Source organism: Paenibacillus thiaminolyticus, from assembly GCF_003591545.1.
Taxonomy (GTDB): domain Bacteria; phylum Bacillota; class Bacilli; order Paenibacillales; family Paenibacillaceae; genus Paenibacillus_B; species Paenibacillus_B thiaminolyticus_A.
The window spans coordinates 404,649-419,871 of the sequence record NZ_QYZD01000001.1; the positions used below are offsets into that span (position 1 = coordinate 404,649).

The 15,223-nt window shown below is 58.9% G+C and carries 12 protein-coding genes; 9 read left to right on the plus strand and 3 right to left on the minus strand.

Translation table 11 applies throughout. The features are described from left to right. Positions 1-129 precede the first annotated feature (129 nt). Positions 130-1,746 carry an MDR family MFS transporter gene (locus DQX05_RS02005; RefSeq protein WP_119790402.1) on the minus strand — a complete coding sequence of 539 codons (1,617 nt, stop codon included), beginning with the start codon at positions 1,744-1,746 and terminating at the stop codon, positions 130-132. Between the two features lie 248 nt (positions 1,747-1,994). Here DQX05_RS02005 and DQX05_RS02010 point away from each other — a divergent pair, with 248 nt between their 5' ends. The 5 genes from DQX05_RS02010 (at position 1,995) to DQX05_RS02030 (ending at position 9,613) form a co-directional block, all read left to right on the plus strand. Continuing rightward, positions 1,995-2,726: an energy-coupling factor transporter transmembrane component T family protein gene (locus DQX05_RS02010; protein WP_119790404.1), complete on the plus strand. Its 732-nt coding sequence runs from the start codon at positions 1,995-1,997 to the stop codon at positions 2,724-2,726. A 168-nt stretch (positions 2,727-2,894) separates the two neighbouring features. Next, positions 2,895-3,497: an ECF transporter S component gene (locus tag DQX05_RS02015; protein ID WP_119790406.1), complete on the plus strand. Its 603-nt coding sequence runs from the start codon at positions 2,895-2,897 to the stop codon at positions 3,495-3,497. 12 nt (positions 3,498-3,509) lie between these two features. Then, on the plus strand, positions 3,510-5,108 hold the full coding sequence (locus DQX05_RS02020) for an ABC transporter ATP-binding protein (protein WP_119790408.1): 1,599 nt from the start codon (positions 3,510-3,512) through the stop codon (positions 5,106-5,108). 130 nt (positions 5,109-5,238) lie between these two features. Beyond that, a complete protein-coding gene (locus DQX05_RS02025) occupies positions 5,239-6,741 on the plus strand; it encodes an MDR family MFS transporter (RefSeq protein ID WP_119790409.1) in 1,503 nt (500 codons plus the stop codon). Positions 6,742-6,859: 118 nt separating this feature from the next. Then, the gene (locus tag DQX05_RS02030) at positions 6,860-9,613 is read left to right on the plus strand and encodes a putative bifunctional diguanylate cyclase/phosphodiesterase (RefSeq protein ID WP_119790411.1); all 2,754 of its coding nucleotides are present in this window, start codon (positions 6,860-6,862) and stop codon (positions 9,611-9,613) included. A 57-nt stretch (positions 9,614-9,670) separates the two neighbouring features. Here DQX05_RS02030 and DQX05_RS02035 read toward each other — a convergent pair whose 3' ends face one another. Further along, positions 9,671-10,144, minus strand: a complete 474-nt coding sequence (locus tag DQX05_RS02035) for a MarR family winged helix-turn-helix transcriptional regulator (protein ID WP_119790413.1) — start codon at positions 10,142-10,144, stop codon at positions 9,671-9,673. A gap of 185 nt (positions 10,145-10,329) precedes the next feature. Between DQX05_RS02035 and DQX05_RS02040 the strand changes: the two genes are divergently transcribed. From DQX05_RS02040 to DQX05_RS02055, 4 genes are all read left to right on the plus strand, one after another. After that, positions 10,330-11,319, plus strand: a complete 990-nt coding sequence (locus tag DQX05_RS02040; protein ID WP_182914581.1) for an NAD(P)H-quinone oxidoreductase — start codon at positions 10,330-10,332, stop codon at positions 11,317-11,319. Between the two features lie 38 nt (positions 11,320-11,357). Continuing rightward, positions 11,358-12,056, plus strand: a complete 699-nt coding sequence (locus DQX05_RS02045; RefSeq protein ID WP_119790415.1) for an ABC transporter ATP-binding protein — start codon at positions 11,358-11,360, stop codon at positions 12,054-12,056. Further along, positions 12,035-13,345: an ABC transporter permease gene (locus tag DQX05_RS02050; RefSeq protein ID WP_259391734.1), complete on the plus strand. Its 1,311-nt coding sequence runs from the start codon at positions 12,035-12,037 to the stop codon at positions 13,343-13,345. Before DQX05_RS02045 ends, DQX05_RS02050 begins: the two co-directional genes overlap by 22 nt. 71 nt (positions 13,346-13,416) lie before the next feature. Further along, complete coding sequence (locus tag DQX05_RS02055) at positions 13,417-13,821, plus strand: DNA/RNA helicase (RefSeq protein WP_119790418.1); 405 nt, start codon at positions 13,417-13,419, stop codon at positions 13,819-13,821. Positions 13,822-13,878: 57 nt separating this feature from the next. On the opposite strand, the gene DQX05_RS02060 is transcribed toward DQX05_RS02055, so the two are convergent. Further along, the gene (locus tag DQX05_RS02060; RefSeq protein WP_119790420.1) at positions 13,879-15,141 is read right to left on the minus strand and encodes a BaiN/RdsA family NAD(P)/FAD-dependent oxidoreductase; all 1,263 of its coding nucleotides are present in this window, start codon (positions 15,139-15,141) and stop codon (positions 13,879-13,881) included. Positions 15,142-15,223 lie beyond the last annotated feature (82 nt).

Genomic DNA, 15,223 nt, shown 5'->3' on the forward strand with positions numbered 1-15,223 from the left:
TTTCTATTGGCATTATTCTTCGCGATCCCTTTTACAGTGATTGATGTCTTGTTTGACCTATGACATATAACAAGCAAGCTGCAGGCGGTCTCCCCTCGGAGCTCAGCTACAGCTTGCAGCTTGCTGTCTCTAGGCGGGCTGGGCTGAATTCCTCTCCGAGCCTTCCTGGGCAGAGCCCGGGTTGCGCTTCTGGCCTGGGTCGTCGCGGGAGATGCGGCCGCTGCCGATCAGCAGGGAGATGACGATGCCGGCGATGATGAACCCGAGTCCCGTCAAAAAGACGGTCGAGAAAGATGCCGACCATGCTTCCTTGAGCGTGTCGAGCACGGCGATTTTGGCTTCGCCTTCGAGCGGCAGCATAGCCGGGTTGATCAGAAGTTGGTATAAGGTGTTCGAATCCGTCCCGATTCGGTCGAGGACGGCTTGCGTCACCGGATCGGCAGTCTGCATGGCCGCAGTGATGTTCCTTGCGATATCGGCGTTCATGATGACGTTGAATAGCGTTGTGCCGATGGTGCTGCCAATGGAACGGAAAAAGGTCGTCGCCGAGGTGACGGTTCCGAGCTGCTCGCGGGGGAACGCATTTTGGACAACGATGGTGATGAGCGGCATGACCAGACCCATTCCGAAGCCGAGCACCATCATGAAGCCGTAGGCCGTGAGCGGGGTCGTATGGATGCCCATGGTGGACATGAGCAAGAAGCCACAGGCGCTGATCACCATCCCGGAAGCCATGACGGTGCGGTAAGGGAGCTTGAGCACAAGCCGGCCGCCCAGCACGCTGGCGATAATAAGCGCGATCATCATCGGGGTCATCGTGGAGCCGGCCTGGGTCGGCGTCACCCCGAGGACGCCCTGCATGAACATCGGCACGAACATGATGGCGCCGAACATCCCGAGTCCGACCAGGAAGCCGAGCCCGACAGCAACATTGAAGACGCGGCTGCGGAACAGCGACATGTCGATAATCGGATCGGCAGCACGATGCTCGATCGGAATGAAGACGAGGAACAGGGTCAAGGCCGCGCCGAAAATAAACAGGCTGTAAGGGGATGTCCAGGCATACTTCGCATGATCCAGCGACAGGCCGTATAGCACCAACACGATCCCCGGAATGAGCGTGAAGATGCCGAGCCAGTCAATATGAACCTTTTTGCTCTTGTCGCGTGGGCTGCCCATCGATTTCATCCCGATAAAAATGAGCGCTGTCGAGACGAGGCCGAAGGGGACGTTGATGAGAAAGATCCAGTGCCAGCTAATATGATCGACGATCAAGCCGCCGAGAAACGGCCCGACGATGGAGCTAAGCCCGAAGATGGCCCCGAACGCGCCCTGCCACTTCGCCCGCTGGGCCGGGGTGAACATCATCCCGATAATCGTCTGGGACATCGGCATCAGCAGGCCGCCTCCAATCCCCTGAATGGCGCGGTAGCCGATCAACTGTCCCATGTTGACTGCGGTGGCGCACAGAAATGAACCGATGACGAAAATAATCCATCCGGTCAAATAAATAAACCGGCTGCCGAACAGATCCGCCAGCTTGCCGGAGAGCGGGATGACGGTAGTCGAACAGATCATGTACGCCGTTGTCACCCAGGCGAAGATGGCGAATCCGCTTAAGTCCTTAATAATGGTCGGCATGGCCGTGCCCACTACCGTCTGTTCGAGTGAGCTGAAAAACATCCCCATAATGAGACCGATGAGAACCATGTTGCGACGCGACCTCGCTATGTCTTGCACCGCCATGACTGGACTCCTTTCCATACGCTGCGGCGCCTACGAAAAGGGCTTTGCCGCGTTTTCTCCATCTTTACTTTCTTCAGGTTAAGCGGTATGATGCTAAGTGAATTTTTCGGTGGACGGGCAAGGGAGGCGCCGGGTCCTCCCAATCTGTATTAAGTTGGGTTAGGCCGTATGATTTTATGCGTTCGTGCCGGTTCGGAAGGCTGGAAGCCCGCCCCGGCGGACGCTTGTAAGATAAGGGGGGAGGACTTATGAGCTGGCTGCTTCGGATCGACCCCTTGACGAAGGGCGTCTGGCTGCTAAGCACCGGACTGGCCGTCATGATCAGTATGAAGGTGGAGTGGCAGGCCGGCTGGTTCCTTGCCATCCTGCTCATCGCGCTGAGCGGAAGCGGGTGGACGGCGCAGCGCTGGAGGCTGGTGAGCTTATGGATCGGCGGATTCGCCCTTCCGCTTCTGCTGTTCCAGTGGCTGGTCCTGCCTGGCGATACGCCGTGGCTGACGGCAGGGAAGCTGACCTTGACGCGGGAAGCCGGTCTCCAGTCGGCCGCGCTGACGCTCAGGGCGATGACGTTGTTCCTGTCATCGCTCGTCTATGCGGGGACGACGGCGCCGCGCGATGTCGTCCTCGCCATGTCGCGCTACTTGCGGCTGCCGGACCGCTTCGCGTACGCGGCGGCGATTGCGCTGCGCTTCGTGCCGATTCTGCTGGCCGAGACGGCCCGCATCCGGCACGCCGAGCGCCTGCGCCGTCTCGTTCCGCCGCATAGCATGGCGGAACGGCTTGAACGGCTGCAGCGCGTCCTCGCCGGAGCGGCTGCGCATACGCTTCGCCGCGTGCAGGACATTGCCACGGCGATGGAGGCGAAGCGGTTCGGGGCCGCCCCGCGGACGTATCGGCGCCAGCTTATCTTCGCGGCGCCGGGCATCGGACTGGCTCTCGCCTCGGTGCTAGGAGCCGCCGCCACCTGGTGGTGCGGCTAACAGCGGCCGGCAGCCTTGCCGGCCAGGGCTTCACGCTCCGGGCGCAGGCGGCCCCGCTTTTTTACTTGCATTTCCAGCGTATGACTTGTAACGTGTATAGAAGACAAGGGATGCCAGACTATCGCATCCTTCCGAATTAGGTAGAACATAAGGGAGAGTTGACCACAGATGACATCATCCAACACGCGATTATGGCGTTCGCTGACCTTGAGCGAATGGGTGCTCATGGCCCTGCTGGCTGCGGCGAACGGGGTGCTGACGAGCGGCTTGTCCTGGCTGAATAAGCTGCTGCACTCGTTGGGCGGGCCGATGCTGACGTCAGCCATCGTAGGGTTATATATGATTTACGGCCTGCTGGCCGCCTATATTATTCGCAAGCCGGGCGCGGCGATGCTGACCTACGCGCTCGGCGCGGTCGTGCAGATTCTGGTCGGTACCGCCTATGGCCCCTGGTCGGCGATTGCGGCCGCGCTATGCTACGGCATCGTGATTGAGCCGCTGCTCTATCTGTTCCGTTACCGGCGATACGATTGGCCGTCCATGCTCTTTATCGGCTTGGCGGCGGTGCCGATCTGGTTCGTCATCTCCGCCTTCATGTTCGGCTACATTTATTATGAGACGTGGGTATTGATTGCCACGCTCGTGATTCGCTGTCTCAGCGGCCTTGTGCTCTGCGGCGCATTGACGAAGCTGATTGGCGATCGGCTGGCGCCTGCACGGGCTGTCCGCCCGTTCGCTCTGGGGAAGGCCTACCGCGGGCATCGAGGATAGGGGGCTGACACGATGGAATTTCTGATTGAAGAGGTCATGCGCATCAAGCGCGTGACCTTTACCTATTTGGGCGCGGACGAGCCGGCCCTGCGCGATTGCAGCTTCACGCTCCACCGGGGCGATATCGTCTATATCGCCGGAGCGAATGGCAGCGGCAAGACGACGCTGTGCAAGCTGCTGGCCGGCGTGATGCAGCCCCATGAAGGCACGCTGCAAGGGAAGGCGGCGCCACCAGAGGGCCAGCCGCCCGCAGTGGCCGGCTTGGCCTTGCAGGATGCCGATTCGCAGCTTATCGTCGGCACGGTGGAGGACGAGTTGGCCTTCGCCCCGGAAAATATGGGTGTGCCCGCAGATGAGGTCATGCGCCGGGTGGAAGAGCAGCTTGATGCGTTCGGGCTGGAATCGCTGCGGGAGTCGCCGATCACGGATCTGTCAGGGGGAGAGAAACAGCGGACGGCTATCGCTGCGGTCATGGCGATGGAGCCGGAGCTGCTCATCCTGGACCAGGCCTGGAGCCATCTGGATGCGGCATCCCGGAAGCGTCTCCTGCAGACGCTTCGTGCAGGGCAGCAGGCCGGGCGCACGGCGGTGCTGGCCGGGGCCCGGCTGGAGGATTGGATCGGGCAACTGCCCGATGTGCGGCTGCTGCTGCTAGAGGAAGGCCGCATCATCTATGATGGCGGCCTCCAAGAAGCGGAAGCGGCAGGCGCCCTGAACAAGCTGCGGACGTCCGCCGCGGCACGGCCGTCTTGGCAGCCGATCGCGGTACCGGATGACAGGGGTTCCGGAGTCATCGCACATAGGTCCGCCCAACTGACTGGGGAGCATTCAGGGGAAGCGCCTATCCTGCAAGTCAGGGACGTGTCGTTCCGGTACGGGAAAAGGCGGAAGGATAACCCCAACTCGAACATTCGGGGGCAGGCGCTTCGCGAGGTCTCGTTCGACCTGTACCCGGGACAATGCATGCTTCTTCGCGGACCGAACGGAGCAGGCAAATCAACCTTGTTCAAGCTTCTAACGAAGGACACGCCGCGGCAAGCGGGACGGATGTCCGGGGAGATCCGGCTGGCCGGCAAGCCGCTGCCGCGCTGCTCTGTCTACGAAGCGGCCCGGCTGTTCGGGTATGTGCCGCAGCAGCCGGAAGCCGGATTGTTCGGCCGTACCGTCGAGGAGGAAGTGCTCGATGCGGCCGCCATGGCTTGGCGGAGCACCCGCTTGCACGCCCCGGTGCCACCGGCGCAGGCTTACAGGGAGGAATCCGTTGTGGCGATGGCAGAGGAGCTGCTCCGTGCTACGGGCCTGTCCCGTTACCGCCACCGCCATCCTCACGATCTGCCTGCCGGAGCCATCCGGCTGCTCAGCGTCGCGTTGACCGGCCTGCATCGGCCCTCCCTGCTGCTGCTCGATGAGCCGACAGCAGGCCTCGATGCCGGGAGCGCCGCGTTGATACGCGACTGGTGCCTTGCACAGGCCGAGCGGGGCTGCGGCTTGATCGTCATCACCCATGATGACATTTGGGATGAGGCCGCTTATCCACAGCTGGCTGCAGCCTATATGGAAGTGGGCTGCTGGCTTGACGCGGCCGGACGGCGGAGCGCCGGGCCGGAATAGTGTTAAGCGATTACGCTTAGATCGCGGCCCGGACAAGGGCATGGTAAGATAGCAGATAGCGGCAACATGCGTGACGATACAGGACCAATGTGAATGGAAGCGGAGAGCAAGAGAGAAGGGGAATGAAGCAATGGGAAGCACTGCAACGATGCAGGCCGGGCGCGAACGGAAGCTCGTGACGCTGGCCTTATTATTATCTACATTTTTGGCAGCAATTGAGGTTACAGTCGTCAGCACCGCGATGCCGCAGATCGTCTCTGATCTGGGCGGACTCAAGCTGATCAGTTGGGTCTATTCTGCCTATTTGCTGACGACGGCCATCTCGACGCCTTTGTTCGGCAAGCTGGCCGATCTGTTCGGCCGCAAAAAGATCTTTATTTTCGGCTCTATTTTATTCGTCGGCGGATCCATGCTGTGCGGCTTATCTTCCAATATGACGCAAATGATTCTGTTCCGGGCTATACAAGGCATCGGCGCCGGTGCTGTCATGCCCGCCACCTTTACCATCGTGGCGGATATCTTCACCTTGGAGGAACGCGCCAAAATCCAGGGGCTGTTCAGTTCCATCTGGGGCATAGCCGGCCTGGTCGGCCCGTTGGTCGGCGGATTTTTTGTCGATTCGCTCTCCTGGCACTGGATCTTTTTCTTCAACGTTCCGTTTGGCATTATTTCGGTATGGATGATCGCCAAGCTATTCCATGAGAAGGTGGAGAAGAAGGACAAGCCGATCGATTACGCCGGCGCGGCGACCTTCTCGATCGGGATGACGGCCTTATTGTTCGCCATTATTACCGGCGGGCAGAACATTGCCTGGACATCCCCGTGGATGTTCGCGCTGCTCGGCTTGGCTGCGGTGTTCCTCATCTGGTTCTACCGTATCGAAAAAACAGCGCAGGAACCGATGGTTCCGTTCCAGCTATTCCGCGTTAGGGACATCGCCATCTCCAATCTCGTCGGCTTCCTCGTTAGCAGCGTGCTGATTGGCATCAATTCGTACATGCCGCTCTGGATTCAGGGCGTCATGGGGCATAGCGCGACCAGCTCCGGGATGGCGCTGACGCCGATGTCCATCGGCTGGCTCATCGGCTCGATAATTGGAGGCCGGATGCTGATCAAGAGCGGCCCGCAGCTAACCTCCTCCCTCGGCATGACGCTAATTGCCGCCGGATCGATATGGCTGGCCTCCATCACGGGCGCCACGTCGATGTGGGTCATCGTCGCGCTGATGACGGTATCGGGACTTGGCTTCGGGTTCTCGATTACTGTGTTCACGATTATCGTCCAGTCGTCGGTTGCTTGGAATATGCGCGGCGCCTCCACGGCGCTCAACACGTTCGTGCGCACGCTCGGCCAGACCATCGGCATCGCGGCGCTCGGCACCTTCCTGAATGAACGCATCGCGTCCATGGTCAGACAAGCCGGCCCGGACATCGCTTCGCGCATTTCGGATGATGACCTGAACAAGCTGTTGAACCCGGAGAGCGCGAGCCAACTGGCGCCGGATGTCATGAACAGCCTGCGCACGTTCCTGGAGACCGGACTCGAGAATGTGTTCCTGGTGATGTCGGCCGTCGCCGTCATCTGCCTCGGCTGCACCTTGCTGATGCCGAAAGGCAAGCTGAACAGCAAATAGCATCGAACCGACCCCTTACGGGACGGTTTTTTTATGCATAAAGTAGGAAAATATGGATTTGTGTCGAATGGATATAGGGGAATTGTCGAACTACCTTCAGCCAAAGGAGTCGTCCTCTATGCCGTATACCTCGGTACTGCCGAACTCAAGCCGTACGGGTTTTGTTTACATCTCGCTTATCCTGCTGGGGGTCGTCGGCTCCCAAGTCGGAATCAAGTTCCCGTTCGGCGTAGAATTTGCTCTGAGCGGGGCTTTCTTCCTTGTGGCTCTCGTCTTATTCGGTGCCGTCCGAACGATGGCGTTCGCCGGACTGGCCGCACTGGTCCTCTATGTCGCTGGATATGATATCGATACACTGGCGTTCATCGGAATGGAGCTTGCCGTTGTGGGTTTCCTCTATCGGCGCAGACGGAGGCTGTTGTTGTGGGACAGCTTGTTCTGGCTTGCGGTCGGAGCTCCGGGAATTGTGCTGCTGTTCTTGATGCGAACCGGCGTGTTCGGGACAGAGGCCATGCTTCAATATATGATGTCCGCTGTGAACGGCATCGTTAATGCGTTTCTCGCCGATATACTGCTTGCCTACGTGCCGTGGCAGCGCCTGTTCGGACGCAGCGCAGACCGGCGGATTCCTCTTCAGCGCGTTATCGTTCATCTGGCGCTGGCCGCTGTTCTGCTCTCCTTCCTCTTGCATATGAAGCTGGGGAGCAGCGGCTTGCTGACCGAAGTGGAGCGCGAAGCATATGCCCGCTTGGAGAAGCTGTCGATCCGGGCTGAGAACGCGCTGCGGGGACTGGAAGGATCTAGCCGGCGGCTCCCGGGAAGGGTGACTGACGTATGGACGAACGTATCGTTGGTGGAGAGTCTCCTGAAGGAAGAGTCGTCGGACGGCGTCATCAAGTTTGCCTTAACGGACGAGCGTGGCGAAATGTTCGCGTGGAGCGACCGGATGTGGGCAGCCTCCCGACAGCGGCTGTATGAAGAGGCGGGAGCAGTGCGAACCGCTCTTCCCCTGCCCAAAATGTTAGCATCGGGAGATGGAGTGGAGAGGATCCAGGTTGCCGGCTTCTATCGCGTCCTGCCGGGGACGGAGAACTACCACTATGCAACCGGTCGCTGGAAGGACGGCTATTATGTGCTGGAACGCTTTGGCGAAGCCGGAAGGGCTGGGGCGGTGACCGCCTTTCTCCCGAATGATACGTTCCTGCCGGGGATTCTCTCTTCTTATGTCTGGGAACTCGCTCTTATGCTGGTTGTATGGGGCATCGTAGCGGGGAGCGCGGTTATGATCAGCCGTTCTCTCATTCGTGCTCTTGACAGATTGAACCGGATGACGGGCGTTGATCCGGATACGATCACGGACTGGGAGAGGCAAGCATGGCCGCATAGCCGCGTCCGAGAGATTCGCTCCCTAATGTTGAATTTTCGCGCTATGGCCGAGAGGCTTACCGCGCAGTTCCGGGAGCTTCACCGCATGAATGAGCATCTTGTGCAGCAGACGAAGCTGCTGGAAAAATCGGAAGAGCACTTGCAGCGGTTGGCCTATTATGATCCGCTCACCCAGTTGCCGAACCGCCACTATTTTACGATAGAGATGGATAAGGCGCTGGAACGGGCTGATGTAGATGCCACACCCCTTGCTTTGCTGTTCATCGATCTCGATCGCTTCAAATACATTAACGACTCGCTCGGTCACAAGATCGGCGATATGCTGCTCGTTCGGGCCGGGCAGCGCCTGCTCCATTGTCTGTCGAAGCAGGAGGGAGCCCATCTGTGCGCCCGGCTGGGCGGCGATGAGTTCGTCATTTTGCTCGAGCAGGGAACACGCGAGGAGGCCAAAAAATTGGCGCAGCGCATCCTTCAGCATTTCCGCGAGCGCTTCTGCATTCACGCGCATGAGCTGTTCGTCTCGGCTTCAACCGGGATCGCGCTCTATCCCGATGACGGGAATACGCTGACCGCCCTGTTCAAGCAAGCCGATACGGCGATGTATGCGGCGAAGGAGCGGGGCGGGCAGACCTATATGTTCTTCGATCAGATTCATCCGGATCTGGCCTCCGGCCGCATGCTGCTTGAAAGCTTGCTGTACAAGGCGATGGAGCGCGATGAGCTGACGCTTCATTATCAGCCGATTGTCGATTGCACAGGGAAGGTCGTCGCCGCCGAGGTGCTGCTGCGCTGGCTGCACCCGCAGCAGGGCTATATTTCGCCTTCGCAGTTCATTCCGGTAGCGGAAGAAACCGGTTTAATCATTCCGATTGGCGAGTGGGTGCTGCGCAGCGCATGCATGCAGCATCGTCAATGGAGGGAGCAGGGCATGCCGCCGCTGCGCCTGTCGGTGAACGTGTCGCTGAGGCAGTTTTTGAATCAGGATTTCGTGGCAATGGTGGAGCGAATCGTGCAGGAGACGCAGTTCGAACCGGAGCAATTGGTGCTGGAGATTACGGAAGGCTATGTGCACAAGCATGTCGGGCAAGCCAACCATGTCCTGCGGCAGCTGAAGCGGCGCGGGATGAACATCGCCATCGACGACTTCGGAACCGGCTACTCGTCGCTGGAGCGGCTGAAAACATTGCCGGTCCATACGTTGAAGATAGATCGTTCCTTCGTTAGACATCTGTCTGCGGATCCAGTCAATGCATCGATTGTGCAGGCCGTCATTCAGCTCAGCCATAGCTTGAATCTTACCGTCATCGCGGAAGGGGTGGAGACGGCCGAGGAGTTCCATTACTTGGAGTCGTTAGGCTGCAACCATTTCCAAGGCTACTATATCAGTCATCCGCTGCCTGCTGCGGAATTCGCGGCGCGCTTCCGTCAATTTTCCAACTATGCGGATGGGAGAGCCATCGCGGAAGCGGCGGGAGGACAGGCTTGATATAACTTGCAACAAGCAAAGAAACGGCCTTCGCAACCGCGGCCGTTTCTTCCTGTTTTACCCCTCTTTTTTTGTGACAAGACTGAGCTTCTCCGCCTGTATGCCCAGCTTCTTGAGCAGAAGTATCGCTTGGGCCTTCTCTTCCAAGGTCAGTCCGCTTAATGCCCGGCGCAGGGTCTGGGCCTGCTTCGGCAAAATTTTCTGCATCTCTGTCCGGCCCTGTTCCGTCAATTCGGCGTAGATGACCCGCCGATCCTTGGAGCATGGGTGGCGCTGCACCAGGCCGTTGCGTACGAGCTTGTCGATGACATAGGTGACATTGCCGCTCTGCAGCAGCAGCTTCGCTCCAATTTGTTGTATCGGCTGTGGTCCTTTATGATAGAGCATTTCGAGTACGGCAAAGTCGGTCGGGTTGTAGCCTTGTTTTTTGCAGCCTGCAGCGGCATGATCGGAGACGCTCTTGAAAGCTTTGGAGAATACGCGGAACAAATGCAGGGCTTCGTCGGTATCGCGTTGCGCCCGTTCAGACATAGTCCTTTCCACCTCGCTTTACTGGTTACCTCTTCATCGTATAAGCTAAAGTTGATGTCCAACATGTCATAGATCACACTTTTGGGCTAAAAGTGCAATAAATTTTGAATATTAAATTTGATCGAGATCGTTCAGCTCTATTTGGTGGAAAATGGAGAGGGGCATACCTAAGGAGGAGGAACAGAATGACCAATCCGACCAATATGCTGGCTTGTCATGTGGAATCGGACCTTCGGCTAACATGGAAGGAGATGGAAGTGCCGCGCTGCGGTGAAGGCGAATTGCTTGTCCGGGTGCATGCCACGGCGCTGAATCGGGCCGATCTGCTGCAGAAGCGCGGAAAATATCCGGTGCCGGCGGGGGCGTCTCCCGTACTCGGTCTCGAAATGGCGGGTACGGTAGAAGCGGCCGGTCCGGGAGTAACGGGATGGAAGCCGGGAGACCGGGTCGCGGCGCTGCTTCCGGGAGGAGGCTATGCCCAATATGCGGTGATCCCGGCCGATATGGCGCTGCCCGTCCCTGCGGCGTTCACCTTGGAGCAGGCGGCGGCGCTGCCGGAGGCTTATTTGACGGCCTATTTAAATCTGTTCCAGCTTGGGAAGCTGGAGGGCGGGGAATCAGTGCTCATCCATGCCGGGGCAAGCGGCGTGGGAACGGCCGCGATTCAGTTCGCGCGGGCTGCTGGGGCGAGAGTCGCCGCCACGGCCGGGACGGAGGAGAAGTGCGAGCGGCTGAAGGCATTGGGGGCAGAGCTCGTCTTGAACTATAGGACTGAGCCGTTGACAGAGACGGTGCTGTCCTGGACGGAGGGCGCCGGCGTAAATGTCGTGCTGGATCCGGTATGCGCCGCGTATTGGAACGATCATATGCGCTGCATGGCGATGGACGGCAGGCTGGTCCTGATTGGAACGCTGGGCGGCTCGAAGGTGGAGGTGGACTTCATGTCCGTCATGCTGCGCCGCTTGCATGTCATCGGGAGTACGCTGCGCGGCTTGCCTCCGAAGCGCAAGAGCGAGTTGACGAAGGCGTTCTGGAGCTTCGCCGGGCCATGGCTGGAGCGTGGAGTGTGCCTTCCGGTCATCGACTCGGTCTGGCGGCCCGAGCAAATAAATGAAGCGCATCAGCGGATGGAACGTAATGAAAATGTAGGGAAAATCGTTCTCTTAGTGCCGTAAGACGATAAGAGAACCAGCAAGCAGAAGAAGGTGCTGGCATGATCGTATTGGATACACGAATCGAAGAAGCGGGCTATGACAAAGGAGATCCGACGATACGCAACATCTCCTTTCAAGTACAAGCGGGGGAACTCGTCGGACTCATTGGACCGAACGGGGCCGGCAAAAGCACGACAATCAAGTCCATTCTTGGCATTATGCGCGAGGTCAAGGGGACTATTCGCATCGGGGACGGAACGGGGACCTACGCCTATGTGCCGGAGCAGCCCGTCCTGTATGATTCGATGACGCTGTGGGAGCATCTGGAGCTGGCCGCCGCCGCCCATGAGCTGCCGGAAGCCGAGTTCCGGGAGCGGGCGGAGGAACTGCTGGGCATCTTTCAATTAACCGAGGTGAAGCATCATTTGCCGACCAGCTTCTCCAAAGGAATGCAGCAGAAGCTGATGTTAATTATCGCCTTCCTGCTCAAGCCTTCCTTATATATTGTGGACGAGCCGTTCGTCGGCCTGGATCCGCGGGCGACCCGGCGCTTCCTTCGGATGCTGGAGGAGGAGCGGAAGCGTGGAGCCGGCGTCCTCATGAGCACGCATGTGCTGGATACGGCCGAGCGGGTCTGCGATTCCTTTGTGCTGATCCATCAGGGGCGCGTTGTCGCCTCCGGCACGTTGGAGCAGGTGCGTGGAACGAGTGGGCTTCCGGAAGGGACGCTGTTCGATTGCTTCGAGGTGCTGACGTGAAGCGCCCGGTCTCCGGGCCGTGGAGGCTCGCCCAGTACCGGTGGGCGACGAATGCCATGTACCAATGGAAGGCGCTCCGCTCCGCGCTGGACTGGACCGTGTGGCTCTATATCGCGATTCCAGCGCTGCTGCTCGGCATCAAGTTTTATTATGATTGGTGGACCCTTCCGCTGCCGGCATCCTGGGTCGCATTGCCGAGGGAAGTATGGCTGCTGCCGTTCCTCCTGCCGGTGCTGTCCGGTACGCTTCATACGTGGAGCGAAGCGGGCGACGTGCTGTTCCTCAGGCAAAAGAAAGCATGGTGGAGACGGTTGGCCGCTTTCGGAGTACTGATGTACACGGTGCGCAGCATCTTGCTGACCGGCCTTATCGGAGTGGTGGCGGCCCCTTGGCTGATGAAGGGCTACGGCCTGTCTGCCGGGGAATTGGCGGCTTTTGGAACGGGAATCGCCTCCTTATCCATATTATCGGCATGCGTTCGCAACCGCGTCCAGACGGAATGGCATGGCTGGCGGCGTTGGGGGCTCGGTCTGTTGGCGGGCTCTGTGATGATTGCCGCCTATTGCGGCCTCGTCTACATTTTGTCCATTCATCCCTTACTGCCGTTGGGCGGAGCGCTGCTGCTCTCTATCCTGGCCGCGCCGTTTATCCGGTATCGCCTGCATGTCACCCATGCCTTCGAGCGCGATGTCGAGCTGGAGAGCCAGGCACGGATGAGACTGACCGCGCTGCTGCTGTCGCAGAGCATGGACAAGCCTGTGCGGCAGAAGCGGAAGCGGGGATTGCTTTTCCCGCGCTCGGGCTATTTCATGAAGCGGAAGGACGGCGGGCAGGTCATTGGCTCATTGGCAGTCAAGTCGCTGCTGCGCAGCCGCAATCATTGTTTGTTCTATCTGCAACTTGTCGGGATTGGATTGACCGCTACCGTCACCTGCGTCATCTCCTTGCCAAGCCTGTACTATTTCATCATGCCCGTCCTATGCGGTGTGCTCAGCTACTGGCTCAGCTCATATTGGAGGGAATTCATTGAAGGAGATGTGCCTTCGATGTTCTCGTTCCGCTCGTCGCATCTGCAGCAGGCGGCGGCTCATATGGTCCGGGTGCTGGCATCTGTTCCCGGCTTTCTCTGGGCGCTGGCAGGCGGGCTCTTCATTGCGCCGCCGCTGTTGGCAGTCGGCATGGGGCTTGTAGGGGGACTGGCCGCCGGCGCGATTGGAACGATCATCGTGCAGATGAAGGGCTGGAAGCAGAAGACCAAGGAAGAGAAGGAGAGTCAATTCGGCGCGTGAACCGATGAACGGATGAGATTCCGGTCTTGCGGGCATATTATGTCCAAAGCGGAGAAAGAGGAGGGCAAGACATGGAAGCAGCCGCTATCCGGTTCCGGTTCTCGGATGCCGCGAGTGCCGGATTGGCCTTCGACACCTTGGAAGAGCTTGGTTATGCGCCGGTCTATGACGGCAATCACCGCACGGAGCTTCATATTCATGTGGAGAAAAGAGATCTGGCCTCGGCGATTGAAATTGCCGAAGCTCACGGCGGTGCGCTTGTGGAAGAGGGAGATATGACCGAATCCGCAATCGTGAATGATGCCTATAATATCGATCTCATTCCGATTCCGGCACATGTGATCAATGAGGATTGGGCAGACGACGACCGGTATGCCTTGGCCGAATCGAGTCATGATGATCTCGAGGCGCGGGAAGAGGACGCGATGGGCTGGAATGACGACACGAACCAGTTCCCTGGAGGGATTCATATCTAGGGCAACGCAAGAGGCGGCTTCGCTCCCCAGCGACAGGGAGCGAAGCCGCTTTGCTTGTTATGGAAGGGCAGCCGCATGCTTCCCGGCCGTATATCCGGTAGCGAATGCGGCCGTAATGTTATAACCGCCCGTATACCCGTGCACATCGAGAATCTCGCCGCAGAAAAAGAGCCCTCTCATCAGCTTCGACTCCATCGTGCGCGGGTCGATCTCCCTCAAATTGACCCCGCCGCCCGTGACGAACGCTTCCTCCAGAGACAAGGTGCCGTTCACCTTGACGGGGAAGGACGTAATCAGCCGGCATAGCTCTTGCAGCGGCTGCTTGCGAATATGATCGCGGGTTACACTCTCCTCGATGCCGGCCTGCTGGAGCAGGATGGGCACTATCCGCTCGGGCACCAGGTGCCTGAGCACATTTTTGATCGCCTTCTTCGGTTCCTGGCTCCATCTGTCCATTAGCTGCCGCTCCAGCTCCTCCGGACTAAGCTCCGGCTTCATATTGATAGTCAGCAGCACGGTCTCTTGTCCGGTTCGCTTCCGCTCCTTGACGACGAACTGGCTGCAGCGGAGCGCCGCCGGCCCGGACAGCCCGAAATGCGTAAACAGGAGATCTCCATCGTGCTGAATGATTTTTTTCCCTTTGGCGTTCCACACCGTAAGACGGATATTTTGAAGCGACAGGCCCTGCAGCAGCTTCTCACGGATGAAATAAGCTTGCGAGGTCAGTGGCACTTCTGTCGGATACAGCTCGGTGATCGTATGCCCGGCAGTCTCGGCCCAAGGATAGCCATCGCCCGTAGAACCCGTGCGGGGAACGGACTTGCCTCCGGTTGCGACGATGACCGCCTTCGCGCGGATGACCGCGCCATCCGACAGGCGGACGCCCTGCACGGCGCCGTCCGCATAGAGCACCTCAGCCACGGGACGATTCGTCATCATCGTGACGCCCCGCTGGCGCACTTCCCCAATAAGCGCTTCGACCACGGTCTTCGCCTTGTCGGACACCGGGAACATCCGGCCGTTATCCTCCTCCTTCAACGCGATGCCGAGTCCTTCAAAGAAGCGGATAATATCCTGATTATTGAAGTGAGAAAACGCGCTATGTAAAAATCTCCCGTTACCCGGAATATGCCGAATCAGCTCATTCAAATCTTTATTATTCGTTACGTTGCACCGTCCGCCGCCCGAAATGCCGAGCTTGCGGCCCAACTTGTCCCCTTTGTCGATCAGCAGCACGTCCGCGCCTTCGCCCGCAGCAGCAACACAGGCCATCAATCCTGACGGTCCGCCGCCGATAACTATAATATCGGTCTCTTTCATTTCGTATGCTCCTTCACCGTCGTTTCGTCCCTTATTGTATCGCAAAATGTAGAAAAATGCCTAAAAGATCGGCTTGCTCCAT